Origin of the sequence: Lentzea sp. HUAS TT2 (assembly GCF_051853195.1) — a bacterium.
Classification (GTDB): Bacteria; Actinomycetota; Actinomycetes; order Mycobacteriales; family Pseudonocardiaceae; genus Lentzea.
The window spans coordinates 6,757,959-6,781,514 of the sequence record NZ_CP196667.1; the positions used below are offsets into that span (position 1 = coordinate 6,757,959).

Here is a 23,556-nt window from a genome sequence, read left to right on the forward strand (position 1 = left end):
CGGCGTGCATTCCACCGTGCTGGACCGAGCGATCCGCGATGCCCTCGCACTCCTGCGCGTCACGGCGGGAGGGGATCGCGCGGAGCAGGCCGAGAAGGCGCGGAAGCGCCTCGCGAAAGCCGTGATGGACGCTCCGGAGGCGCCCGCGGCGGCGTTGAGGCACGTCGCGGCCGCCGACGAGCACCTGGAGTACGGCGAGCTGATGGAGGCGCGCACGTTGCTGACGGCGGCGCGCGGCTTCCTGCCCGGTCACCGGACCGCGGTGCCCGCCCGCGCGTGACGGCAGGTCAGTCCGGCGGTGCGGCGGGGTCGTAGGGCTCCTCCGGCGGCGCCTCGGGCTCCTCGACGTCGAGGTCGTCCAGGCTGGGTGTGCCGGGGGAGTGCGGCGCTTCGGGGTTCATCGGCTCGGTCATGCCGCCCGGTTACCCGTACGCCATGACCTCAAGCGGTCCGCTGAGGAAAGGCCGGCGCCCGCCGTCTCCGGGCACCGGCCTTCCGATCACCTACGCGGGCACGGTCCACCGCTGGTTGGCCCCACCCGTGCAAGACCAGATCTGCAGTTTCGCCCCGTCGGCCGTGTTGTTGCCGATGACGTCGAGACACTTGCCGCTACCGACGTTCACCAATGTTCCGTTGGAGGCGGTCCACCGCTGGTTCGGCCCGGCGAAGCAGTCCCACAGCTGGACCGTCGACCCGTCCGCCGTGCCGTTGCCGGTCACGTCCAGGCACTTGCCCAGGCCACGCACGGTGCCGTCGGTGCTCAGGGTCCACGTCTGGTTCGGGCCGCCGAAGCAGCTCCACAGCTGCGGCAGGGTGCCGTTCGTGGTCGAGCCGTTGGTGACGTCGAGGCACTTGCCGCCCAGGCCCGTGATCGCGCCGGTGCGGCCGCCGGGCTGGCCGGGGTCGAGCGTGCCGGGCCACGTGAACGTCGCCATCGCGCCGGCCGGGAGGGTGTAACCGAACGTCTGGCCCGCGTAGGAGACGCGGAAGTTCTGCTGGCCGCCCGAGTTCAGCGCGACGAGCACGATGCCGCCGTCCGGGTTGCGGAACGCGACGTTCTGGATGCCGCCCTCGCCGTAGCCGGTCGAGTCGATGCGGACGGCGCCGGGCTGCACGAACTTCGACAGGTGGCCGAGGACGTAGTACTCGGCGTTGTACGTGACGTTGGAGCCGATGGTCGAGACGACACCGGTGCAGTTGGTGCAGCTGCCGATCACCGGGCCGTTGTTCTGGTCCAGCGCCATGTTCCAGATCGCGACGGACCGCGCGTGGTTGCGCGTGGCGCCGATCGCGAGGTTGATGCCCTGCCAGCGCAACGTGTCGCGGAACGTCGCCGCGTCGGTGGCCGACTTCGTACCGGAGCACTCGGTGAAGAAGATGTCCTTGCCGGGCTGGTTCTGCTTCACGACGCTCTGGCCGCTCGGGTTGCCGCCGTAGCAGTGCCACGCGGAGCCGATCACGTTGTTGCCCGCGCCGTTGTTCACGGTCTGCGGGTAGTTCGTGTCGTCCCAGTTGTGGTCGTAACCCAGCAGACGCGCCTGCTCACCGGCCGCGCGCAGCTTCGGCACCAGGGTGTTGATGACGTTGACCTGCTGCTGCGCCGACATCCTCATGCCGGGGTAGCCCGGCGGTTCGAAGTTCGGCTCGTTCTGCACGCTCAGGTAGTCGATCGGGATGCCCGCCGCTTTGTACGCCTGCGCGAACTTCACCAGGTAGTCGGCGTAGACACCGATCCGGCTGTCGTTCAGCGAGCCCTGGATGAGGCTGTTGTTGTTCTTCATCCACGCCGGCGCGCTCCACGGCGTCGCCATGACGGCGAGCTGCGGGTTGAGCTGCTTGGCCTGCTGCAGCAGCGGCAGGACGTAGGCGTTGTCGTGCGCGGTGGAGAACCGCGACAGCGTCGGGTCCGCCGCGCCGTCGTTGTAGGTGTAGAAGTTCCGGGAGAAGTCGCTCGCGCCGATCGGCTGGCGGAGGAAGCTCATGCCGATGCCGCTGCTCTTGTCGAACAGGTTGTTCATGATCTCGTTGCGGCGCGGCGAGTTGAAGATGTTCCACGCCGCCGCGTCGGTGAACGAGGCGCCGAAGCCCACCATGGACTGGAAGGTGGAGTTCGGGTTCACGGTGATCGTCGACCCGGTGCCACCCGAGCCGAACGTCACGTCGGCCTGTTTGGTCAGGGCGTTCGTCTTGTCACCGGTGGTGAGCCACACGCTCGCGTTCGTCGCCGCGGTGGCGGCGGGGGAGATCAGGGTGCTTCCCGCCGTCACCACGGCCGCCGCGATCGCGATACCGCGCCAGCGTTTTGTCGTCCTTGACATCAAGCGCTCCTTGCAGGGGGTTTGGGCGCCCAGTAACAGTTCTTCAGTTGTACAAACGGAAATCGGCGATGCTCCACCAGTTGCCCGCGGCAGCGGTGGTCGTGATGCGGAGGTAGCGCGCGCTCGTGCGGCGGACGTCCACAGTGGTCAGCTGGCCGACGCCCTCGCCGGACGCGATCCTGCGCCACGACGTGCCGTTGTCGCTGACCGAGAGCTCCCAGCTCCGCGCGTAGTCACCCAGGTTGCCGCCGGAGTCGACGGCGACGCGGCGGAAGTCCCTGCGGCGCCCCAGATCCACCTGCAGGTACTGGCCAGGAGTCTGCGGACCGTTGTTGGACCAACGGGTCGACGCGTCGTCGTCGATCGCCAGTGCGCCGTCAGGGGACGCGGTGGCGCCGGTCAGCGGCACGAGGTCGAGCCTGCTGCGGTGCTGACCGGTCCAGGTGAACGTGGCCAGCGCGCCACCGGGCAGGGTGTACTCGAAGGTGCGGTCGCCGACGTTGACCGCGAACGAACGCGGCTCGTCGTTCTCGTTGTGCACCACCAGCGCCGTGGAGCCGTCCGGGTTGCGGAACGCGGCGTCCATGATCTGGCCGTTCCAGCCGGTCGTGCCGAACGACGTGCTGGCGATCCGCCGCGCGCCGGGCTTCACGAACTTCGAGAGGTGGCCGATCGTGTAGTACTCGGCGTCGGTGACCACGGAACCGTCCGGCTGCACGGTGACCAGGCCGGTGCACGTGCCGCAGCCGCCGTTGTGCGGGCCGCCGGTGCTGTCGAGCGCGATGTTCCAGTTGACCGCGCTGCGGGCCCAGTTGCGGGTGGTGCCGAGCACGACGTTGCGGGCGTGCCAGCGGAGCGTGTCGCTGAAGACCTTGGCGGGCGGGTCGGTGGCGCCCTTGGAGCCGGAGCACTCGGTGAACCAGATCCCCTTGTCCGGGAAGGTGTCGCGGAGCTTGGTCTGCGCGCTCGGGTCGCCGTAGTAGCAGTGGTACGCGGTGCCGGCGAGCCACTTCGCGGCCTTGCTGTTCAGGATCTGGTACGGGTAGTCGGCCTCCGCCGACCCGTCGTTGGGGTGCGTGGCCCAGTTGTGGTCGTAGCCCAGGATCTTGGTGCGCGGGCTGGCCAGCTTGAGCTTCGGGCCGAGCGCCTCGATCACCTTGATCTGCGCCGCGACGGGCATGTCCGTGCCGGGGTAGGCGTCGGGCGTGCGGTTCTGCGGCTCGTTCTGCACGGACAGGAAGTCGACCGGCACCCCGGCCCTCGCGTACGCCTGCACGAACTTCACGAGGTACCGCGCGTAGGCGTCGTAGATCTTCGGGTCGTCCTTGAGCCTGCCGCCGACGAGCGAGTCGTTGTCCTTCATCCACGCCGGCGGGCTCCACGGCGTGCCCATGACCTTCAGCCGCGGGTTGAGGCGTTTCGCTTCACGCAGCAACGGAAGGATCTTCGCCTCGTCGTGCCGGATGCTGAAGTGCTGGAGGGCGAAGTCGGTCTGCCCGGCCGGCACGTCGTCATAGGTGTAGTGCTCTTTCGCTGCCGTGAAGTCGGACGAGCCGACGGGCTGGCGCAGGAAGCTGACGCCGATGCCGTCCTTCGGGTCGAACAGCTTGCGCAGGGTGTCGGCGCGGACGGCAGGGGCCAGGCCCGCGAGCACCTCGGCGGACGAGTCCGTGATGGACGCGCCGAAGCCGTCGACCTCCTGGTAGCGGCGGTCGGGGTCGACCACGATCGTCGGGTGCGCCGACTCGGTCGTGCCGAACGTGACGCGCGGCCGTTCGTGCATCAGCTCGGCGCGGTCCGGCGTGGTCACCCACACCCTCACCTGGGGCGCGCTGGACGCTTCTGCTGTCGGTACGGCGGTCAGGCCGATCACCAGGGCGACGATCGCGGTACGTCTCATGTAACACCCATTCATCACTGTGAAACATCAGCTTCCAGGATGAAACACCCGCCTGTGTCGAGGGTCAATGGTCTAGAGGATTTCCGGTACATTGACCAGGTGGAACGCAAGATCGAGAACGTGAAACAGCGTGCGAGCCTGCGGGACATCGCGGCGGAGACCGGTGTCTCGATCGCGACCGTCTCGCGCGTGCTCAACGATCACGTGAACGTCGCCCAGCGCACCCGTGACCTGGTCCTGCAGGCCGTCGAACGGCGCAAGCAGGACGTGGTGGCGTCGAGGACGCGCACGGTCTACGTTCGCTGCCCGTACGTCCTGACGGACTACTTCGGGTTGATCGTCTCGTCGATCGCGGACACGCTGAAACTGCACGGCCTGCGCATGCTGCTGGACGCGGGGGAGTCGGGCCAGGGTTCCGACGCGCTGCGCGGCCTGCCCGGCCAGGCCGACGTCGACGCCGCGATCCTCATCCTGCCGCCGGAGGAGGGCGACGAGCTGGTCGCGTTGTCCCGCGCGGGCTACCCGTTCGTCGTGGTCGACCCGCGCATCCTGCCGCTGCCCGACATCGCCTCCGTGTCAGCCGCCCACTTCGCGGGCGCGCGTGCCGTGGCCGACCACCTCATCGAGCTGGGCCACCGCGACATCGCCGTCATCGCAGGCCCTGAGGAGTGGCTCGCGGGCGACGCGCGCCTGGCCGGCCACCGCGCGTCCCTGGCCAAGGCGGGGGTGCTGCTCACACCGGATCGCCTGCGCCACGTCGAACCCACCGTCGCGCACGGTGCGCGTGCGGCGGCGGAACTGCTGGACCTGGAGCCCCGCCCGTCCGCGATCGTCTGCTTCAACGACAAGGTCGCCGTCGGTACTTTGCACGCCGCGCGGGAACGGGGCCTGCGCGTGCCGGAAGACCTGTCGGTGACCGGGTTCGACGACATCGACCTGGCCGAGGCCACGAACCCGCGGCTGACGACCGTGCGGCAACCGTTGCAGGAGATGGGAAGCATCGCGGTCACGCAGCTGATGCGGGTGCTGGACGGGCATCGGCCCGAGGCGCTGCACATAGAGCTGGCGACGACGCTGGTGGTGCGGGACTCCACCGCGGCGCTGCAGAGCTCCTGACGGCCGGGACGGGGCCCGGCGGAACCAGGGCACGCTCCGCGTCAGGGAGGACGCGATGTCGTGGGGCTGCCCGAAGGCGGAGTGGTGTGAGAGCTGTGGGGTGCCGTCCGGCTCGTTCTGGAGGTTCGAGGTCATGTTCAGAGCGGAGTTTATCCGTGACCGCATGGCCGCCCACGAGCGCGGGCACCGCACGTAGGTCAGGTTCGCGGTCACCAGCCGATTCCACGCTGGTGACCGCGAACGGGCCATATCACGGGCGAAGCGTGACCGACTGTCCCTTCCGCAGGCTGATCCGCTTCTTCCAACGGCCGAAGCGCACCTCGGTGTCCGTGCCGCCGACGCTGCGGACGGTCGCGCTGGTGACCTTGCCGTCCTTCCACGCCAGGTCGACGGTGAACCCGCCGCGCGCACCGATCCCGGTGACCGAACCGGTCTTCCACGCCGGCGGCAGCGCGGGCAGCAGCTCGATCACGCCCGGCCGCGCGTACAGCAGCATCTCCAGCATCGCGGCCGGAGCGCCGAGGTTCGCGTCGATCTGGAAGATCGAACGGTCACCGAAGCTGTACATGTCGAAGAAGTTCGGCGCCGTGCCGTTGGCGTAGTCGATCGACGGCCGGATCACCTTCTGCACCAGCTCGTACGCCCTGTTCGCGTCCTTGAGCCGCGCCCAGCACGCCGCCCGCCACGCGAGGCCCCAGCCGAAGCTCTCCATGCCGCGGGTGACGAGGTGCTGCTTCACGCCCTCGATCAGTGCGGCGGGGGAGTCGTCGCGGTTGATGCGGTCACCGGGGAAGAAGCCGACGAGCGGCGACAGGTGCCGGTGGGTGGTCTCGCCCAGGTCGTCCGGCGACATCCACTCCTGCAGCATGCCGGTCTTCGGGCTGACCACCGGCAGGTACAGCCTGTCCCGCAGGCCCGACATCTTGCGGCCGTAGGACTGGTCGCGGCGCAGCACGTCGGTCGCGATGCGGTACTTGCCGAACAGGTTGTGCACCAGCTCCTGCGCGTAGGTGAGGCCGCGTGCGTCCTGCGGTCCGTGCTCCGGCGACCAGTCGTAGTCGTCGACCAGGCCCTGCGGCGTCTCGACCAGGCGTGCCTCCCAGAACTCGCAGGCGCCCTTGAGCAACGGGTAGATCTTGGCCAGGTAGTCGCGGTCGAGCGTGTACTCGTAGTGCTCGAACAACGACATGCACAGCCACGCGTTGCCGCCGGGGTGCCACCACCAGCCGCTGCCGCCGTAGATGTTGGTGGAGAAGGCGATCGCCCACCCGGCCACGCGGTTGTTGGTGTTGCGGAACCGGTTGCGCGGGTCCTGGAACACCGACTGCGTGGTGTTCGTCCACGCCGGCAGCTGGGCGACGCAGTAGTTCGCGAGCGCGTCGAACGTGTCCGACAGCGCGGCCCTGTCCGCGAGCCAGTAGTTCATCTGGATGTTGATGTCGGTGTGGTAGTCGCTGTACCAGTCGGGGTTGTTGTTCGACAGCCACAGGCCCTGCAGGTTGATCGGCAGGTTGTCGCGCGAGCCCGTGATGGCGAGGTAGCGGCCGAACTGGAGGTAGCTCGCCTCCAGCTCCGGGTCCGGCGTCGTGCTCGAAGCCCTCGCCTGCAACCGGGTCCACGTGTCCATCGCGCGCTGGGCGTCGGTGGAACGGCCGAGGTCGACCTTCTGCCGGTCGTACTTCTTGCGGTAGTCCGCGACGTGCGTGCGCAGCAGGGCGTCGGCCTTGGCTTTGACGGCGGCCTTCTGCAGCGCGAGCTTCGCCGGTTCCATCAGCGGGTCCATGAAGCCGGCCGAGGCGTCCGGGACGTAGTTGGTGCCGCCGGAGAACACGATCACCAGGTCCGAGCAGCCGGTGAACGACAGGGTCGCGCCGTCCACTTTGACCGTTCCATCAGGACTGAACGCCGTCACGACACCGCTGTACGCCAGCTTGTTCGGGAACGAGCCGGTGAAGACGGCGGCGGTGTGCGGCGCGTCGCCGACGGTCGGTTCGCCGTGTGCGCCGACGAGGTTGATGGTGCCGGACTGGTTCGGGCCGACGAGCCGGACGACCACCACGTCGTCCGGGTGGCTCGAGTAGATCTCGCGCCGGTACTGCTTGCCGCCGTGGGTGTACTTCGTGGTGACGAGGCCGTTGCTCAGGTCGAGCTCGCGGCGGTAGTTCGTGGCGCCCGCGTGGCCTGGGATGTCGATGTAGAGCTTGGCGAGCATGGAGAACGTGCCGAAGCGGGAGTCGTACGGCAGCTGGCCGTCGCCCTCCAGGGTGTCGTTGAGCTCGCCGGTCCACAGCGTGACGTCGGTCAGGTACAGGAAGTCCTTCTCGACGCCACCGCCGACGAGCGCGCCGAGGCGGCCGTTGCCGATCGGCAGACCTTGCTCGATGATCTTCGCCTCGTCGGCGGGAGCGGGGTACCAGAGGGTCGTCGGGTTGGGGGAGAGCGGGTGGGACGTGGGCCGGTAGGGCTCGGCGTGGGCGGAGAAGGTGGGCAGGACCATGGCGCCCAGGCCCAGCGCGCCGGTGGCTTTGAGGAAGTTGCGACGTGAGGTCATCGTTGAACTCCGTTGGAAGGGCTGGTCAGCGGGCGTCGAGGCTGGACACGTGCACGGCGTTGTCCGGACCGCGCACGGCGACCCACGTCGATCCGTTCGCACCCGCGGCTCCGCCGACCGCGCCGGTCAGCGCGTTGCTGACGAACTGGTCGCGCTTGGTCCACCAGGTTCCCGCGCCGTCGACGAGGTCCTGCTGCCACAGCGTGTAGTCGCTGCCGCGCACGAAGACGTTGACGCGGTCGCCGTTGGCCACCGCAGTCGGGCTGCCGCTGATCACGCCGCCGAGCGAGGTCCACGCGGACCAGCCGTTCGCGGTGCGCTTGCGGTACCAGGCGGAGTCGTCCTGCAGTCGCACGGTGACGAACGTGCCCGCTGCCACCGTCGCGGCGGAGGGCCTGCCGTAGATCTGCTGGTTGCCGGGCGAACCGACCGAGGTCCAGGTGCTGTTCGCCTTGTCGCGCGTCCACACGCGACCGTCGGCGCCGCGGCCGAACACGCTCCAGCTGTCCGGTCCGGTGAACGCCACCGACACGGAGTCGGTCAGCGAGCCGCCGAGCGAGGTCCAGTTGCCCCACCTGTTGTTCGCGAAAGTCCGTTGGTAGGCCACGTTGTCGGTGCCGCGGACGAAGAGGTCGATCCGTCCGCCCGCGCTCGCGAAGGCCGAGGGCTGGCCGAGGATCTGGCCGTTCTTCGGCCCGCCGAGCACGACCCAGTTGCGCCACTCGCCGTTCACCAGCGAACGCTGCGTGAGCCGGCCGGACCTGTCGCGGGCGAACGTCGCCATGTTCTGGTCGTCCCAGCGGATCAGCGCCGGGCTGGCCGAGGTCTCACCACCGAGGTCGGTGCCGGGCACGGCCGTCTCGCCGCGCAGCTTGAGGAACGCGGTGCCGTGTGCGGGAACCGTGACGGTGTAGGTGCCGGTCGCCGTGCCGCGGTCGGCGCGGGCCCGCAGGTCGCGGATCGCGACGGCGCCCTTGAGGCCGGTGTCGGCGAGGTTGACGGTGAACTCGGCGGGCTGGTCGTTGCGGTTGAGCACCGCGACGGCCCGCTCACCCCTGCCGGACAGCACCTTGCTGTAGACGTCGACGTTGTTCGAGCCCGCGACCCGCACGCCCTGGATGGCCAGCGGGTCCTGGTCGACCGCGATGATCTCGGGGTTCTTCAGCGTCTCGATCATCGACGGCGGCAGCGTGCGCGGGTCCGACCCGATGATCAGCGGCGAGGCCATCACCGACCACATGACGAGCTGCGAGGTGGACTCCTCCTCGTTGAGCTCGTACGTGCCCTGCTCGGTCTTGCGCATCGGGATCAGGTAGTCCGGGTCGTTGTAGTGACCGGGACCCTGCGCGCCGGGCCGGTAGAGGTTGCGGTCCATGTTGCGCAGCACGTCACGCCAGATGCCCTCGTACGGCGTGCCGAACGCGACGTCCGTGCTGGTGCGCCACGAGTCACCGACGCGCGGCCCGTACGTGTAGGCCACGTACGCGGTCTGGTCCCAGCGGTGCGGCACGCCCCACTCGTCGGTGACCGGGTTGCAGAGGTTGAGGATCATCTTGCGCCCGGCCTTCTGCACCGCTGCGGAGAACTGCGTGAAGGCGACGGCCGGGTCCATGTTCTGCGCGATGCCGCACAGGAAGTCGATCTTGATGGCGTCGAACTTCCACCCGGCGAACTGCCTCGCGTCCGCCTCGTAGTACCCGCCACCACTGCCGGCGGCGCAGTTCTTGCCGTCCCACGCCCCGGCGTCGGTGTAGATGCCCGCCTTCAACCCCTTGGCGTGCAACGTGTCCACCAGCTTCGTGAACCCGGACGGGAACCGCGCCGGGTCGGGCACGAGCGAGCCCTTGCCGTCGCGCGGCGGGCTCGCGTTCCACCCGCCGTCGATCCAGACGATGTCGTAGCCGGCCTTCGCGAGGCCGCTGCTGACGAGATGGTCAGCCACCCCGAGCACCTTCTCCTCCGACGCCGCGCCAACGGCGAAGTAGGAGTTCCACCCCATGTACGGGGTGCGTGCGATGCCCGAGTCGTAGTAGGTCGGCGCGCCCTGGTCGACACCCGCGTGTTCTGTCGGGGCGGACGGTGCGGCAGCGGCGACCGCCGTGGGCGCCAGCAGCGCCAAAGCGATGGTGGCCACGGACAGCAGGGTTCTCGGCATACCCGTACCTCTCGTCGTCGAGTGGCCAAAGCATGCTTCGGTCACTCGATCGCGTCAAGAATAAATACTAAATTAAGTTTAGAAATCCCTGCGCCCGCTCGTACCGTACAGTGCTCCGACCTATGACAACGAGACAAGTCGATCTCATGTCACCTCAACGCCCTGTGTTCAGGCGAAACAGCTGGTAGACGCGACGAAGCCCGCACTCGGCAGTCGAGTGCGGGCTTCATGTCGTCCGAGGTGTGGAGGTCAGGGCACCACGAGCACCGGCCAGTGACCCGACCTGATCAGCCGCGTCGCCACCGACCCCGTGAACCGGTGCCCCGCCTGCTGTGAGGCCCCGACGATCACCATGTCGGCCTGGCACTGGTCCGCGGAGTCGCGCAGCACCGTGTACGGGTCGCCGAACGCCTTCGCGAACGTCACCGGCACCTCCAGCTCCTCCGCGAACGACCGGACCTGGTCGATCAGCTCGGCGTGCAGCCTGGCCGTCGCCTCGTGCTCGAACACGGAGGCGACGGCGGGGCTCAGCGCCGCCAGGGACGAGTGGCACGCCACGAACGTGACGACCAGCCGTGCCCCCTGGCGGCGGGCGAGGCCGAACGCGGCGGCGGTCGCGCGCATCGCGGTGTCGGAGCCGTCGATCCCGACCAGGATGGTCCGCGACGACGGCAGGGGAGCGGGACCGAAGGAGTCCACTGTGGACTGGAATGCGTTGTTCAGGCCGGCGCTCATGGTTCCCCCTCGGTTATCGCGCGACCGCTGAGTCTGCTTCCTTCTTCTCGAGATCGATCGTGGTGCGCAACGTGATCGGCTTGAGCAGCAGTGCCGCGATGATGCCGACCACGCCGACCGCCGCGGAGATCAGGAAGATGTGCGCCGTCGCGTCGCCGTAGACGGTGTGCACGATCGTCTGGACCTCGGGCGGGAGTGCGGAGAGGTTCAACGCGCTGGTGGTGCCGGTCGACTGGCCCGCCGGCACGTGCAGTGCGGTGGAGAGGTCGGCGGTGACGCGGTTGGCGAGCACGGCGCCGAGCACCGAGACGCCGATCGTGCCGCCCAGTGAGCGGAAGAACGTGACGGACGCGCTCGCGGCACCCAGTTCGCTCAACGGGACGCTGTTCTGCACGGCCAGCACGAGGTTCTGCATCGTCATGCCGACGCCGATGCCCACGACGGCCATCGCGATGCCGACGAGCCACAGCGCGGTGGCGTGGTCGACGAAGCCCAGGCCGAGGAAGCCCAGCACCAGGATGATCGTGCCCGCGACGATGTACGGCTTGATCCTGCCGGTGCGGCTGATCATCCGGCCGGAGATCGTGGACGACAGCAGCACGCCCGCCATCAGCGGGATGGTCAGCAGGCCGGCCTCGGTCGGGGAGTAGCCGCGGCCGATCTGGAAGTACTGGCCGAGGAACACCGCGCCGCCGAACATCGCCATGCCCACGGAGAGGCTCGCGATGATGGCCAGCGCCGGGGTCCGCTGGACGACGATGTGCAGTGGCACCACGGGTTGTTCGACGCGCCGCTCGACCGCGACGGCGGCACCGAGCAGCACGAGCCCGCCCGCGACCATGGCCCCGGTCTGCCACGAGAGCCAGTCGAACGAGTTGCCGACGAACGAGACCCAGATCAGCAGCACGCTCACGCCCGCGGCGATCAGCGCGGCGCCCAGGTAGTCGATCTTCACGTTCTCCCGGCGCACGGTCTCGAGCTTCAGCGTCGCCTGCAGCACGACGAACGCCAGCGCGGCGATCGGCACGGCGACCCAGAAGCACCAGCGCCAGCCGAGCCACGACACGTCCACGATGAGGCCGCCGAGCAGCGGGCCGCCGACCGTCGCCACGGCCATGACCGCGCCGAGGTAACCGTTGTAACGGCCGCGTTCGCGCGGCGGGATGATCGCGGCGATCACGACCTGCACCAGTGCCTGCAGGCCGCCGACGCCGATGCCCTGGAACGCGCGGGCGGCGATGAGCTGACCGGTGTCCTGGGCGAAGCCCGCGACCAGCGACCCGGCCACGAAGATCACGATCGCGACCTGGACCAGCGTCTTCTTGTTGAACAGGTCGGCGAGCCTGCCCCAGAGCGGGGTGGTGGCCGTCGCCGTGAGCAGGGTGGCCGTGACCACCCACGTGTACTGCGTCTGCGTGCCGTTCAGCGAGCCGATGATCCGCGGCAGCGCGGTGGACACCACCGTGGAGCTGACCATGGCCACGAACAGCGCGAGCAGCAGTCCGGACAGCGACTCCAGCACCTGCCGGTGCCCCATCGCCTGAGTCTCGATCTTCACATCCCGCCCCTTCGTCACCCTAATTCTTGCGCGTCGTGCAAATTTGCGCAATGAGCAACTTACACCGGCTACGCTGAACGCCATGGAGACCCTCACCACCCGGCGCGAGCTCAAGAAGGCGGAGACCAGACGGTCGCTGGCCGGGGCGGCGCTGCGGCTGGCGATGGAGCACGGCCTCGACGGGGTGACGGTCGAGGACATCGCGGACGCGGCGGGGGTCTCGCGCAGGACGTTCTCCAACTACTTCGCCAGCAAGGAAGAGGCCGTTCTCGACTCCGATCGCGAGCGGTTCAGGGCGCTGGTCGCGCTGGTCGGGGCCCGGCCGGAGCACGAGGGCGCCTGGCAGGCCCTGCGCGCGTCGACGGCGGAGCTCTACCGCGACCGGCCGCTGCCGGACGTGGAGTGGATGGCCCAGCTGCGGCTGTTGCGCCGGCACCCGTCCCTGATCGCACGTCAGGCAGGCGACCAGGTCGCGCTCGAACGCGACCTGACCGCCGTGCTGGTGCTGCGCGAACCGGACGAGGAGGTCGCCCGGCTGATGGCGGCGACGTTCCTCGCCACGATCCGCACGGGCATCGCGCTGTGGCTGGAGGGAGCGGGCGAACAACAGCTGCCCGAACTGGTGGATCGCCTCCTGGGCCGCGTCGCGGTTCAGGGCACGTAGACCTGCCCGGTCTGCCGTCCCTCGATCGAGCGGATGTACGCCTGTGCCACGTCGGCCAGCGGCACGGGCTTCATGCCGGGGAAGTAGTCGCCGTACACGTCGAGTGCCTCGGTGAAGACGGTCGGGCTGACGGCGTTGATCCGCTGCGGGGCGATCTCGATGGCGGCAGCGCGCACGAACGCCTCCACCGCGCCGTTGACCAGCGAGGCCGCCGCGCCGGTGACGATCGGTTCGCGCGCCAGCACGCCCGTGATCAGCGTGAACGACTCGGTGACGTGCGCGAGCCCCTCGCGGACCAGCGCGACCTGGGACAGGATCTTCCCGGTCACCCCTGCCTGGTAGTCCGCGATCGTCAGCTCGCCGAACGGCTTGAACGGCACGTGTCCTGCGGCGGAGGCGACGGCGTCGACCTGGCCGACGGTCTGGTAGAGATCGGCCACCTGGGCCGGGTCGGTCACGTCGTACTGCAGGTCCCCTCCGGTGCGGGAGACGGTCACGACGTCGTGCTTGCGTTCGGTGAGCACCTGGTGCACGGCGGTACCCAGCTTGCCGGTGGCTCCAACGAGCAGAATCCTCATGCCGTCGACGCTAGGACCGCTCCGAACGGGAGTGAAATGCCGTTCGTGCAGCACTTATGATCGGCGGTTATGAATGTCGAGCTGCGTCACCTGCGAGCGCTCGCCGCGATCGGCGACCACCGTTCGATCACGGCCGCCGCGCAGTCGTTGCACGTCACGCAGCCCGCTCTCTCGCGCACGCTCGACCAGTTGGAACGGCGTCTGGGCGTGCGCCTCGTGGAACGCACGACCCGTCACGTCGCGCTGACCGAACCCGGCCAACGGCTGTGGGAGCACAGCCACCGCATCCTGACCTCGCTCGACACGGCGCTGGCCGAGGCCGCGCAGCCCCAGCCGCTCCGGCTGACCTTCGCCTGGGCCGCGCTCGGCGAGTACACCATCCCGTTCCTGCGGGAATGGCGCGCCGAACACCCGGACGTGCGCGTGCAGATCCGCCGCTCCGACGACCCGGAGGCGGCGCTGAGGCGTGGCGAGGCGGACGTGGCGGTCCTGCGCACCGAACCGGCCGGCGCGGACATCGGCCACGTGGCGTTGCTCGACGAACCCCGGGTCGCGGCCGTCGCGGACGACCACCCGCTCGCGGCACGTGACACGCTGACGCTCACCGACCTGACCGGCGAGTGCGTCGCGGTGTGCGAGACGGCGGCGACGACCGGCGCCGACCTCTGGCCGTCCAGTGCCCGCCCGCGGACCGTGGACGTGCCCGGCGTGGTCGAGTGGCTCACGTCGATCGCGACCGGCACGACCGTCGGCGTCACGGCGGCCGGGAGCAGCCACCACAACCCGCATCCCGGCGTCACCTACCTGCCGCTGACCGACGCCGAGCCGATCACCGTGCGGCTGGCGTGGGCGGCACCGGCGGCGCACCCGTCCATCGACGAGTTCATCGCGCTGGCGCGGCGCCATCTGGCCGCCACAGCCGCAACTGCAGCATCGCCGCGAACCGAGCGTCCGGATCACTGAGGTCGATCTCCCCGACCTCCGCCAGCCGCCGCAGCCGATAGCGGAACGTGTTGGGGTGCACGAAAACCGCTGCTGACGCGGCCACCACGTCCCCGAAGGCGTCGAGCCACGCGCCGAGCGTCTCCACGAGGTTGCCGCTGTGCTTGCGGTCGTACGCGATCAACCGCGCGACCGGTCCGGTCAGCGTGTCCCCGCGTTCGGCGATCAGGTCCGACAGCTCCAGCAACAACCCCTCACTGTGCACATCGGACACTCGCGCCACCGCGAGTGACGCACGCCCGGCCCGCAACACCCGCAGCACCAGATCCGCACCGGCCCGGGAACGCGACAACGTCAGGCCGTCGGACACCTGGCCGACACCCACCAGCACCTGGTGCCCGATGCGGTTGCGGAAGTCCTTGGCGATCCGCAACGCCCGGTCCTCCGACTCGGCGGGCAGGATCGCGTAGGCGACATCGCCGATCAACGCCGCGGCAGCGCGCGGATGCACGGCTGTCAGGTGCATCGCGAGCGCGTCAGCGACCTGCTGGCGTTCGGCCAGCAACCGGGCGTGCGCGGCCGGATCGTCCCCGTGCGTGTGGGCCAGCGCCAACGCCAGCACCACACACGCCTGGTCGGCCAGCCCCAGCCGCCGCACCGCCTCCGCCGCCCCCTGGCCACCCTCGACAGCGGTGGAGACCAGATCAGCACGCAACCGGCGTTCGACATCGGCACCCGCGCGCTGGCGCATCATGTGCAACGCCACGAGCTTGGCCGCGTCACCGAACGCGGCGGAACTGTCCGGGGACAGCGGCCCGCGCACAGCCGCCCAGATCGAACCGAGGAACTCGTCGCCCGCGCGCACCGCCACAGCGAGGCGCGGCAGACACAGCGAACCATCATCGGCGGGAAGTCCCTCGATGTAGACGGCCTGATCGCTGCGGTAGAGCCGCTGGAACACCCCGCGCGCCTCCAGCATCCGCGTGTAGCGCGCCGGGACCTTCCTTCCCAGGATCGTCTCGACGCGCGACGGGTCGGCCTCGTCCTGGCCCCCGGAGAACGCGAGCACGCGCGAGCTGCGGTCCTCGATCGTCACCGGGGCGCTGATCAACGACGAGACCGCGTTGGCCAGGGCGAACAGATCCCCGGCCGGCACGCCGCCGAGCGTCTCGGACGGATCGACCTCGCCTTCGGCCAGCAGTGACCGCAGCATCGCGGCGAGCTGCGTCCACGACGCCCCCGGCGCCAGGCCGAGCAGGACCACACCCGAGCGGTCCACGGCCGCGGCCAGTTCGTCCGTGACCACGACGGGGCCGCGCAGCACCAGCGCCGCCGCCCCGTCCAGCAGCCCGAGGATCTCCGCCGGGTTCCGCACACCGACGCCCAGCACCAGCGCGGACGGCGGCAGCGCCTGGTCGTCGTCGGGGTCGTGGATCACCACCCCGCCGATGTCCTTGGCGCGGCTCGGATCACCGCGCACGAGGTCGATCAGCGTGGTGCCGAGGTCGTCCAGCACGCGGGTGAGGCCAGTTCGCGGACTCATACCACCACCTCGCCAACCGTCTACAGAGGAATCCGCTGTCTGTTCGGTGCTCGATGATTGGAGTCTACTGGCGCACCAGCGTGTTCAGGCTGGTCAGGTGCCGTTCGCGAGGCCCTGGTGGGAGGTCGCCGCTCGCACCGAGGTCTTGCGGGCGGTCATGGCTGCACAATCGTCGAACGGGGTATCTCCACATGGCGACGTCGACAACGCGGCGAAGATGTCCGGTTCGCATGAACTCAGGTGCTCAACGAGCGGAAGGTTGAAGGCGTGTCCTCAACGGAACAAGAAGGCCGGGCGGAGAACGACGCGCCCGGAAAGGCCGGTCAGCGACCGACGATCACCACCGGTGGCGTCGAGTTGCCGGCGGACCTCCCCTTGGGGCGTGAGCTCCTTCCCGGTCAGCGAGCCGACCTCCGGGTGCTCGACGTCGCCACGGGGGAGTCCGAGCTCGTTCTGAGCAGCACCGATCGGCTGATCGAAGCCCCGCAGTTCCATCCGGACGGCCGGCATCTGGTGGTCAACGGGGACGGGTTGCTGCTCCTGGTCGATCTGCAGGGTGACCGCACACCGACGGCGGTGCCGGCGACCGGTCTCCCTCCGGTCAACAACGATCACGTCATCACACCGGACGGCCTGTGGCACATCGTGTCCGCTGTGGACGGTCATCTCTATCAGTTGCCGTGGAACGGCGGCGAGGCCGTGCGCGTGACGGTCGACAAGGAACCGGAGCGGTGTTTCCGGCACTTCCTGCACGGCATCTCGCCGGACGGCCGCCGCCTCACCTACGTCGGGGTGGAGATGGCGGACGGCGACGAGTGGGGGCGTCGTGCCCTGTGGACCCTGGATCTCGGCACGGGAGCCGAGGTGCAGGTCGGCGACGGCTACTCACCCGCCGACGGACCGGAGTTCTCGCCTGACGGCAAGGCGTTGTACTTCAACTCCGAGTTCCGGTCGACGGTCGACGGCCACGCCCAGTTGTTCCGGCGGGACGAGGTGTCCGGGACGGTGGAACAACTGACCGGCGACGAGCGGGCCAACTGGTTCCCGCATCCGTCGCCCGACGGCGCCCACGTCGCCTACCTGAGCTATCCGGCCGGAACCGTCGGACACCCGGCCGACCTGCCCGTCGAGCTCCGGCTGCTGACGTTGCCGCAGTCGGCTCCGCGAACCCTCGTCGCCCTGCAGGGAGGGCAGGGCACGATCAACGTCAACAGCTGGTCCCCGGACACCCGCCGCATCGCCTACGTCGAGTACCCGATCAGCGTGCAGAAGGTCCCATGACCCGTCAGCGTGGCGGGTCGACGCCGTCGGTCCGTTCGAGTTCGGAGATCCACAGGGCAAGCGCCGCCTGGGCGTCGCGCAGGGTGCGTGCCGGCTCGCCGAGTCCGTGCAACGCCAGCCGCCGTTGTTCGAGTCTGGGGCTGCGGAACTTCGGGAAGGCGAGCTTGAGGCACGTGTCGATCATCTCGGAGTGGTAGTGCAGCAGCTGGGTCACCCGGAACTCCAGTGAGGCGCGGTCGGTGTCGCCGATGAGGTCCAGCGCCCATCCGTGCAGCCGGCAGTAGTCGGACGCGACCCGGCCGCCTCGGCGGGCCACCTGTGCCGGGACGTCGCCAGGCTGTGCGCAGGCGCCGATGACCTGCTCGGCGGCGGGCTGGAGTTCGACCGCACGGGTGGCCACCTCCAGCAGCGACCGCAGCGCAACCAGATGCGCGGCGGCGGATTCGTTCGCAGTAGCCGCGGCCGCGCTTCGGCGCGGGCGACGTCCCGGAATCCGCATGTGAGCCCCCAGACTCGATGAGCCAGCCCAGAAGCATCCAGTGTGAACCGTGACGAGGCGCGCCGTGAGGTGCGAGGGAGCAGCGGCAGCGACGCCAAGGATTCAGCCCGCGATGCGTGCAGATCCCCTTGCCGAGCTTGCTGCCGTCGTCCACGTCGGACTGTTCGTTCCGCCAAGGGGCCGCTCGAGACTGGGCCGCAGGGCGGGTCCGGCCAGACTCTGGTCCAGGTGCTCGGCGAGTCGCTCGTTCACAGCGGCTGCCCGCCAGTGTCATCGGTGGGGCTCTCATGGCTTGCGTCTCGCCGGGCACCGCGCGAGATCTCCACGCCGACAAGCCGGCGAGCCTGCCTCGCGGCCGGGTGGATCACTCCGCAGCGGCTGGACCGCCGGGCCCGCTCTCGCGGCGTTGCCGGGCCGTCCAGTCCGAGCTGTCCTGGCTGTAGCGGATCAGGAACCGGGCGAACTGGTCTCGTTCGGCGGTCGTCCACGCGGTCGTGATGAGTTCGAAGGTCTCGCGCTGCTCGGAGGCGAAGCGGCCGCGTTCGGCCTCGCCGGCCTCGGTGAGCTCCAGGACCGTGCGGCGGCCGTCCGCCTGGGAGACGGCTCGCCTCAGCAGACCGTCCGCGATGCACGCGGCCACGGTCCGGCTGGCGACGGGCTGGGCGACCCCCATCTCGGCGGCCACCCCGCCGACCGTCATCTCGCCAGGACACTCGTGGACGAGGTTCAGCAGAAGGTTGCGGGTGAGGTCTCCACGTCCACCGGAGGTCCGTCGGCGCAGACGTGACAGCGCGGGCCCGACCTGGTCGAGCAGGTTCTCGCCCTCGCCTGCTCCATCACGTGGAGACGTGGTGCTCATCCGCCCACTGTAGCAACTACGAATCACATCACATCTACATACCTTTGGGTATTCGTATACCTAGAGGTATATGATTCGCTGTGACAGCACGCCTCCCATCTGACAAGGCAGGTCATGACCGCAACCACCATCACCGGAGCGAAGGTCTTCGACGGCGAGAAGATCCTCGGTGTCACCACCGTGTCCATCGAGGACGGGAAGATCGTCCAAGTAGGGGGAGACGTGCCCGCCGGCGCCGACGTGGTCGACGGGACCGGCGCGACCCTGCTGCCAGGGTTGATCGACGCGCACGTCCACAGCAGTCCGGACTCTCTCGCACTGGCGTTGCGCTTCGGGGTGACCACGGAACTGGAGATGCAGGGCACCAACACGCGCTCCCGGCGAGCCGGTACCAGTCAGGACGACGCGGTCGCAGACGTGCGTTCGGCAGGCTTCGGCCTGACTCCACCCGGCGGGCACCCGAGCGAGCTCTTCCCGCCGGGCTTCAACCCTGGCGGCGCCGCGGGCCCGCCCAGTGGTGAACCGCCGTTCCACCCGGACGCCACCAGCCCGGAGGGCGCGGCGGCATCCATCCCGAAGCTGCTCGCGCACGGCTCGGACTACATCAAGTTCATGATCGACGACGGCAGCGTCGAGGGACATCCGGGCCTGCCGATGATCGACCAGGCCACCCTGAACGCGGGCGCGGCCGAGGCGAGGAAGTACGGCGCCCTCACCGTCGCCCACACGCTGACCATCGACGCCACCAGGATGGCCCTGGAGGCCGGAATCGACGGCTTGGCGCACCTGTTCGTCGAGCCCCACGACGCCGAGATCGTCTCCATGATCAAGGACGCCGGCATGTTCGTGGTCCCCTGCGCGGTCCTCAACGCCTCGCTGACGGGTGTCACCGGCGACGAGCTCGCCGACGACCCGCGCGTCGCCTCGCGGTTGAACGAGGACTGGGACAAGACCCTGCGCTCCAGCTTCAACTGCTACCCGCAGGGCAACATCGAGGACGTCCTGACGACCATCAAGGCGCTCAGCGACGCCGGGGTCGACATCCTGGTGGGCACCGACGCCTCCGTTCCCCTGCCGTTCCTCGGCGGCCTCGCCCACGGCGCCAGCGTCCACCACGAGCTGCAGTACCTGGTGAGGGCCGGACTCACCCCGCCCCAGGCCCTGCGCGCCGCGACGGCCACGACGGCCCGGCGTTTCGCGCTGACCGACCGGGGCCGCATCGCCGAGGGCCTGCGCGCCGACCTGCTCCTCGTCGACGGAGACCCCACCACCACGATCTCGGACACCCTCAACACCCGTGCCGTGTGGCGCCGCGGAACTCGACTGGGCCTGGTCCGGTGAGCCCACGGCTACGGCCGCCAGACCCGCTGGAGCTCTCCGGTCGAGCGACCTGTCAGGTCTGGTCGGACCACCACTTCTGGCCGGCCGGGGAAATGCCCGGCTCACGGTGACATTCGGCGAGCTGGTGGACCCACCGCTTGCCTGCGTGCGGGACGTCGCGGACGATGCGCGGCGTCGCGTGGCCGGGTAGGTGGCCCGTGATCGCGAGCTGGAGTTCTTGGGCTTCCCGCTCGTTCATGGCTGAGGATCTGAAGGAATGATCCTTGTCCGTGCCTGGCCGTGCTCGACTTCGGTGGTCACGCCGCGCTGCGCAACCGCGCCAAGCCACCGCGATCCAGAGGGTGGGGGCGCGTCACATCCCGTGCAGCTCACGGTTCTGCCATGCACGACGTTCCGCGCCCGCCGCATCCGGTACGAGGGCCGAACGGGTGTCGAACACCATGGTTGCCCGCCCGCGGGGTTTGTAGCGGGGCCAGCCGGGATCGCCGGACTTGGCGAACTGAACCCACGCGGCGTGCATCGCGGTCGCGAGGTCGTGCGGCTGGTGTGCGCCGAGCAGTTCCCTGCCGTCCTCGCCGGCCGCTGCCACGAGCGCCACGTCGTCGCGGACGAAGCACAGGTCGATGCCGTGCGACGCGCCGAGCAGCGGGAGACGGGAGTCGGCCTGCCAGTGGAACTCGTAGATCCACGTCGGCGCCGTCCGGGCGGCCGCGAGGCGGAGGGTGGGCATGCGGAACGCCCAGTCCGTCCAGGACGCCTCGACCAGAGCGGAGGCATCGGTGATGCGGCGCGGCCCGTTCCGGTAGGCGTCGCGCAACGCGCGATCGATGCCGATGGCCGAACCCAGCCCGCGGCGGACCAGTGGAGCCAGCCAGGCGCTGCTGGACACCATGGTCACGATTTCCACGGCCTCGTTGCGCACGGTGCCGGTCATCAACGGAACCTCCGACGCCCCAGCGGTTTTCGCGAGCTGTCCACAAGAGACCGGAAGTGACTCGGTGCCGTGCACCGCCCGGAAGGGACTCAGCAGGAGTGCACGCGCGTCTCCCACGACGATCTTCCTGCCGAAGCGTGCCAGCGCCGATTCCGTCGCCGCCACGGTCCGTGCGATCGGGACGTCGCGGAGCCCCTCAGCGGTCGCCGGGACGCGCAGACTGCGTGCGATCTGCCGGGTTGTCCGCATCGCCTCGTCGGGTTCGACCGTCGCGGCAGGGTGTCCGCTCTGCGCGATCGCACGCGCGAACAACCCGCGAGAGCCCGGCATCGCCAGGTGGTTGAACACGCTGACCGCGCCGCCGGACTGGCCGAAGATCGTGACCTGTCCCGGGTCGCCTCCGAAGGCGGCGATGTTGCGGTGCACCCACTCCAGAGCGGCGATCTGGTCACGCAGTCCGAGGTTGTCCGCACCGTCGCCCAGGTAGAGGAAGCCCTCGATGCCGAGCCGGTAGTTGATGCCGACGTGCACGATCCCGTGCCTTGCGAAGGTCTGCCCGCGATAGCCCGGTGCCGATCCCGCGCCGAAGACGTAGGCACCGCCGTGGATGTGCACCATCACCGGCAGACCTGCGGCACCGGGATCGGGCGTGCACACCTCCACGGTGAGGCAGTCCTCACCCGTGCTCGGCGGGGCGTAGACGGTGCCGAACAGACCCTGCCCCGCCGGCTGAGGAGCTGCCGGTCCTGGTCTGGTCCCGTCGCGAACGCCGTCCCACGGCTCGGGTGCCGAGGGCGGGCGGAAGCGCCGGACGCCGAACGGCGCGGCGGCGAACGGAACGTTGCGGAACAGGTGCAGCCCGTCGCTCTCGACGCCTTCGACGACGCCGTACTCGGTCCGGACCCGGCTCACCTGTTCGCTCCGGCCTGGACGGACCGGAGGGGAAAGCCGACCGCGGTCAGCTGTTCGGAGACCTCCCACAGGCGGCGTGCCACGTCGCTGTCCTGCGCCTTGTGCGAGCGGCCGACCAGCGCTGGGGCACCCCGGCCCTCCATGAACCCGCTCGGGCCCGCGTAGCTGTCACCCGGAACATCCGCCACAGCCGCGAAAAGCGTCGGCAGGGCGCCATCCTCTTCGCTCTGCGCGAAGAGCTTCGTCACCGCGTTCTCCACGGCGTTGCGCAGCCCTTTCCGGCTGCCGGGCTTGAGTAGGTTCGTGGCCGCCATGCCGGGATGCGCGGCAGTCGAGATCACCGGTGAGCCGGCCTCGGTCAAACGTCGCTGCAGTTCCGCGGTGAACAGCAGGTTGGCGAGCTTGGACTGAGCGTAGGCGGGCATCGCCCGATAGGGCCTGTGCTCCCAGTTGAGGTCGTCGAACTCGATCGAACCCATCTTGTGCCCGTTGGACGACACCGTGACGACCCGGTCCCTGATCTGCGGCAGCAGCAGGTTCGTCAACGCGAAGTGCCCCAGGTGGTTCGTGCCGAACTGCAGCTCGAAACCGTCGGCGGTGCGGGCGAACGGCGGAATCATGACACCGGCGTTGTTGATCAGCACGTCCACGGGCCCGTCCAGGCCCTCGGCGAACGCGCGGATCGAGGCCAGGTCCGAGAGGTCGAGCCGCCGGGTCTCGACGTGGCCGGCCATCGTGGCCGCGGCCGCATGTCCCTTGGCGAGATCACGAACGGCGAGCACCACGTGCGCGCCCTGGGCTGCGAGCGTGCGGGCGGCAACGCGGCCGATTCCGCTGTTCGCGCCGGTGATGACGAAGGTGCGCCCCGTCTGCGAGGGAACGTCCGAGGAAGTGAATGTTGTCATGGCCAACATAGTAGGCAGCGTCAACAATGTTGGCAAGGGAAACTTGACTGCTAGGATCGGCCCATGCCCGGAGCGACTGACGAGCGGCCCTACCACCACGGCAACCTGCGCACCGCGTTGCTCGAAGCGGCCGAGCGCGGTCTGCGCGAGTCCGGGGCGGACAAGCTGGCGCTGCGCGATCTGGCCAGGGAGCTCGGCGTCAGCCACGCCGCACCGCACCGGCACTTCCCGAACCGTCAGACCCTGCTCGACGCCCTGGCGGAGAACGGATTCGCCCGCCTCGACGCGGCCCTCCGCACCGCGATGACCGGTACGGACGGCGACTTCTCCGCGCGCGTCCGCGAAACGATGACTGCGTACACCCGGTTCGCCACTGAGAACGCCGCGCTCGTCGAGCTGATGTACACCAGCAAACACCGGCCGGATGCGACGCGGCTCATGAAGGCTGCCGAAGGGCCGTTCGGTCTCATGAACGACCTGATCCTCCAGGGACAGGCGGAGGGCGCCCTGCAGGCAGGCGACCCCGAGCGGATCGGAATCGTCCTGTTCGCAACCCTGCAGGGCATCGCCTCGCTCATCAACGGCAACATCGTCAAACCGGAACTGCTCGACGCGATCGTCGAAACCGCTGTGACGCAGTTCCTCCGAGGCGCCAGCCCACTCGAATGACGACTTGCCGACGCGGGCGAGCGCACGAGTGCGGCCCTGGGTTCCTGAGGCTCTACGGCTGCGGCAGCGGGGAGCAGAACCACGCGTCGAACGTGA

21 protein-coding genes are annotated in these 23,556 nt (G+C 69.4%); 7 read left to right on the forward strand and 14 right to left on the reverse strand.

Annotation, left to right across the window (positions count from 1 at the left end):
- The first annotated feature begins 4 nt into the window (after positions 1-4).
- A complete protein-coding gene (locus tag ACSHWB_RS32615) occupies positions 5-280 on the forward strand; it encodes a hypothetical protein (RefSeq protein ID WP_439657117.1) in 276 nt (91 codons plus the stop codon).
- Between the two features lie 7 nt (positions 281-287).
- Here ACSHWB_RS32615 and ACSHWB_RS32620 read toward each other — a convergent pair whose 3' ends face one another.
- From ACSHWB_RS32620 to ACSHWB_RS32630, 3 genes are all read right to left on the reverse strand, one after another.
- Entirely contained in the window at positions 288-413 is a 126-nt protein-coding gene (locus ACSHWB_RS32620; RefSeq protein WP_439657118.1) for a hypothetical protein, read from the reverse strand.
- Between the two features lie 90 nt (positions 414-503).
- Positions 504-2,318 (reverse strand): ricin-type beta-trefoil lectin domain protein, encoded by a 1,815-nt coding sequence (locus ACSHWB_RS32625; protein ID WP_439657119.1) that lies wholly within the window; start codon positions 2,316-2,318, stop codon positions 504-506.
- Positions 2,319-2,361: 43 nt separating this feature from the next.
- Positions 2,362-4,218: a discoidin domain-containing protein gene (locus ACSHWB_RS32630; protein WP_439657120.1), complete on the reverse strand. Its 1,857-nt coding sequence runs from the start codon at positions 4,216-4,218 to the stop codon at positions 2,362-2,364.
- A 99-nt stretch (positions 4,219-4,317) separates the two neighbouring features.
- Between ACSHWB_RS32630 and ACSHWB_RS32635 the strand changes: the two genes are divergently transcribed.
- Positions 4,318-5,334: a LacI family DNA-binding transcriptional regulator gene (locus ACSHWB_RS32635; protein ID WP_439657121.1), complete on the forward strand. Its 1,017-nt coding sequence runs from the start codon at positions 4,318-4,320 to the stop codon at positions 5,332-5,334.
- Positions 5,335-5,584: 250 nt separating this feature from the next.
- On the opposite strand, the gene ACSHWB_RS32640 is transcribed toward ACSHWB_RS32635, so the two are convergent.
- The 4 genes from ACSHWB_RS32640 to ACSHWB_RS32655 all read right to left on the reverse strand — a co-directional run bounded on the left by ACSHWB_RS32640 (position 5,585) and on the right by ACSHWB_RS32655 (position 12,312).
- Positions 5,585-7,885, reverse strand: coding sequence for a glycoside hydrolase family 95 protein (locus ACSHWB_RS32640; RefSeq protein WP_439657122.1), 2,301 nt, complete (start codon positions 7,883-7,885; stop codon positions 5,585-5,587).
- Positions 7,886-7,910: 25 nt separating this feature from the next.
- Positions 7,911-10,040: a hypothetical protein gene (locus tag ACSHWB_RS32645; protein ID WP_439657123.1), complete on the reverse strand. Its 2,130-nt coding sequence runs from the start codon at positions 10,038-10,040 to the stop codon at positions 7,911-7,913.
- 249 nt (positions 10,041-10,289) lie between these two features.
- A complete protein-coding gene (locus tag ACSHWB_RS32650) occupies positions 10,290-10,775 on the reverse strand; it encodes a universal stress protein (RefSeq protein WP_439657124.1) in 486 nt (161 codons plus the stop codon).
- Positions 10,776-10,788: 13 nt separating this feature from the next.
- Positions 10,789-12,312: an MDR family MFS transporter gene (locus ACSHWB_RS32655; protein ID WP_439664713.1), complete on the reverse strand. Its 1,524-nt coding sequence runs from the start codon at positions 12,310-12,312 to the stop codon at positions 10,789-10,791.
- Positions 12,313-12,415: 103 nt separating this feature from the next.
- Between ACSHWB_RS32655 and ACSHWB_RS32660 the strand changes: the two genes are divergently transcribed.
- Positions 12,416-12,997 (forward strand): TetR/AcrR family transcriptional regulator, encoded by a 582-nt coding sequence (locus tag ACSHWB_RS32660; RefSeq protein ID WP_439657125.1) that lies wholly within the window; start codon positions 12,416-12,418, stop codon positions 12,995-12,997.
- On the opposite strand, the gene ACSHWB_RS32665 is transcribed toward ACSHWB_RS32660, so the two are convergent.
- The gene (locus tag ACSHWB_RS32665; protein ID WP_439657126.1) at positions 12,985-13,575 is read right to left on the reverse strand and encodes a short chain dehydrogenase; all 591 of its coding nucleotides are present in this window, start codon (positions 13,573-13,575) and stop codon (positions 12,985-12,987) included. The two genes, ACSHWB_RS32660 and ACSHWB_RS32665, sit on opposite strands and share 13 nt — an antisense overlap.
- A 69-nt stretch (positions 13,576-13,644) precedes the next feature.
- Between ACSHWB_RS32665 and ACSHWB_RS32670 the strand changes: the two genes are divergently transcribed.
- Positions 13,645-14,538 (forward strand): LysR family transcriptional regulator, encoded by an 894-nt coding sequence (locus ACSHWB_RS32670; RefSeq protein WP_439657127.1) that lies wholly within the window; start codon positions 13,645-13,647, stop codon positions 14,536-14,538.
- Here the strand turns inward: ACSHWB_RS32670 and ACSHWB_RS32675 are convergent.
- Entirely contained in the window at positions 14,459-16,060 is a 1,602-nt protein-coding gene (locus ACSHWB_RS32675; protein ID WP_439657128.1) for a PucR family transcriptional regulator, read from the reverse strand. The two genes, ACSHWB_RS32670 and ACSHWB_RS32675, sit on opposite strands and share 80 nt — an antisense overlap.
- Positions 16,061-16,327: 267 nt before the next feature.
- Between ACSHWB_RS32675 and ACSHWB_RS32680 the strand changes: the two genes are divergently transcribed.
- A complete protein-coding gene (locus ACSHWB_RS32680; protein ID WP_439657129.1) occupies positions 16,328-17,341 on the forward strand; it encodes a TolB family protein in 1,014 nt (337 codons plus the stop codon).
- A gap of 4 nt (positions 17,342-17,345) precedes the next feature.
- Here the strand turns inward: ACSHWB_RS32680 and ACSHWB_RS32685 are convergent, their stop codons facing one another.
- Together ACSHWB_RS32685 and ACSHWB_RS32690 are read right to left on the reverse strand one after the other, a co-directional pair.
- Positions 17,346-17,840: a hypothetical protein gene (locus ACSHWB_RS32685; protein WP_439657130.1), complete on the reverse strand. Its 495-nt coding sequence runs from the start codon at positions 17,838-17,840 to the stop codon at positions 17,346-17,348.
- Positions 17,841-18,204: 364 nt separating this feature from the next.
- Positions 18,205-18,699 (reverse strand): MarR family winged helix-turn-helix transcriptional regulator, encoded by a 495-nt coding sequence (locus tag ACSHWB_RS32690; RefSeq protein WP_439657131.1) that lies wholly within the window; start codon positions 18,697-18,699, stop codon positions 18,205-18,207.
- 114 nt (positions 18,700-18,813) lie between these two features.
- On the opposite strand from ACSHWB_RS32690, the gene ACSHWB_RS32695 reads away from it, so the two are divergent.
- Positions 18,814-20,040, forward strand: coding sequence for an amidohydrolase family protein (locus ACSHWB_RS32695; RefSeq protein WP_439657132.1), 1,227 nt, complete (start codon positions 18,814-18,816; stop codon positions 20,038-20,040).
- Positions 20,041-20,092: 52 nt separating this feature from the next.
- Here the strand turns inward: ACSHWB_RS32695 and ACSHWB_RS32700 are convergent, their stop codons facing one another.
- From ACSHWB_RS32700 to ACSHWB_RS32710, 3 genes are all read right to left on the reverse strand, one after another.
- Positions 20,093-20,278 carry a hypothetical protein gene (locus ACSHWB_RS32700; protein ID WP_439657133.1) on the reverse strand — a complete coding sequence of 62 codons (186 nt, stop codon included), beginning with the start codon at positions 20,276-20,278 and terminating at the stop codon, positions 20,093-20,095.
- Positions 20,279-20,392: 114 nt separating this feature from the next.
- On the reverse strand, positions 20,393-21,886 hold the full coding sequence (locus tag ACSHWB_RS32705) for a carboxylesterase/lipase family protein (RefSeq protein ID WP_439657134.1): 1,494 nt from the start codon (positions 21,884-21,886) through the stop codon (positions 20,393-20,395).
- On the reverse strand, positions 21,883-22,791 hold the full coding sequence (locus ACSHWB_RS32710; RefSeq protein WP_439657135.1) for an oxidoreductase: 909 nt from the start codon (positions 22,789-22,791) through the stop codon (positions 21,883-21,885). The genes ACSHWB_RS32705 and ACSHWB_RS32710 overlap by 4 nt, the downstream gene beginning before the upstream one ends.
- 63 nt (positions 22,792-22,854) lie before the next feature.
- Between ACSHWB_RS32710 and ACSHWB_RS32715 the strand changes: the two genes are divergently transcribed.
- A complete protein-coding gene (locus ACSHWB_RS32715; protein WP_439657136.1) occupies positions 22,855-23,460 on the forward strand; it encodes a TetR/AcrR family transcriptional regulator in 606 nt (201 codons plus the stop codon).
- The last annotated feature ends 96 nt before the right edge of the window (positions 23,461-23,556 follow it).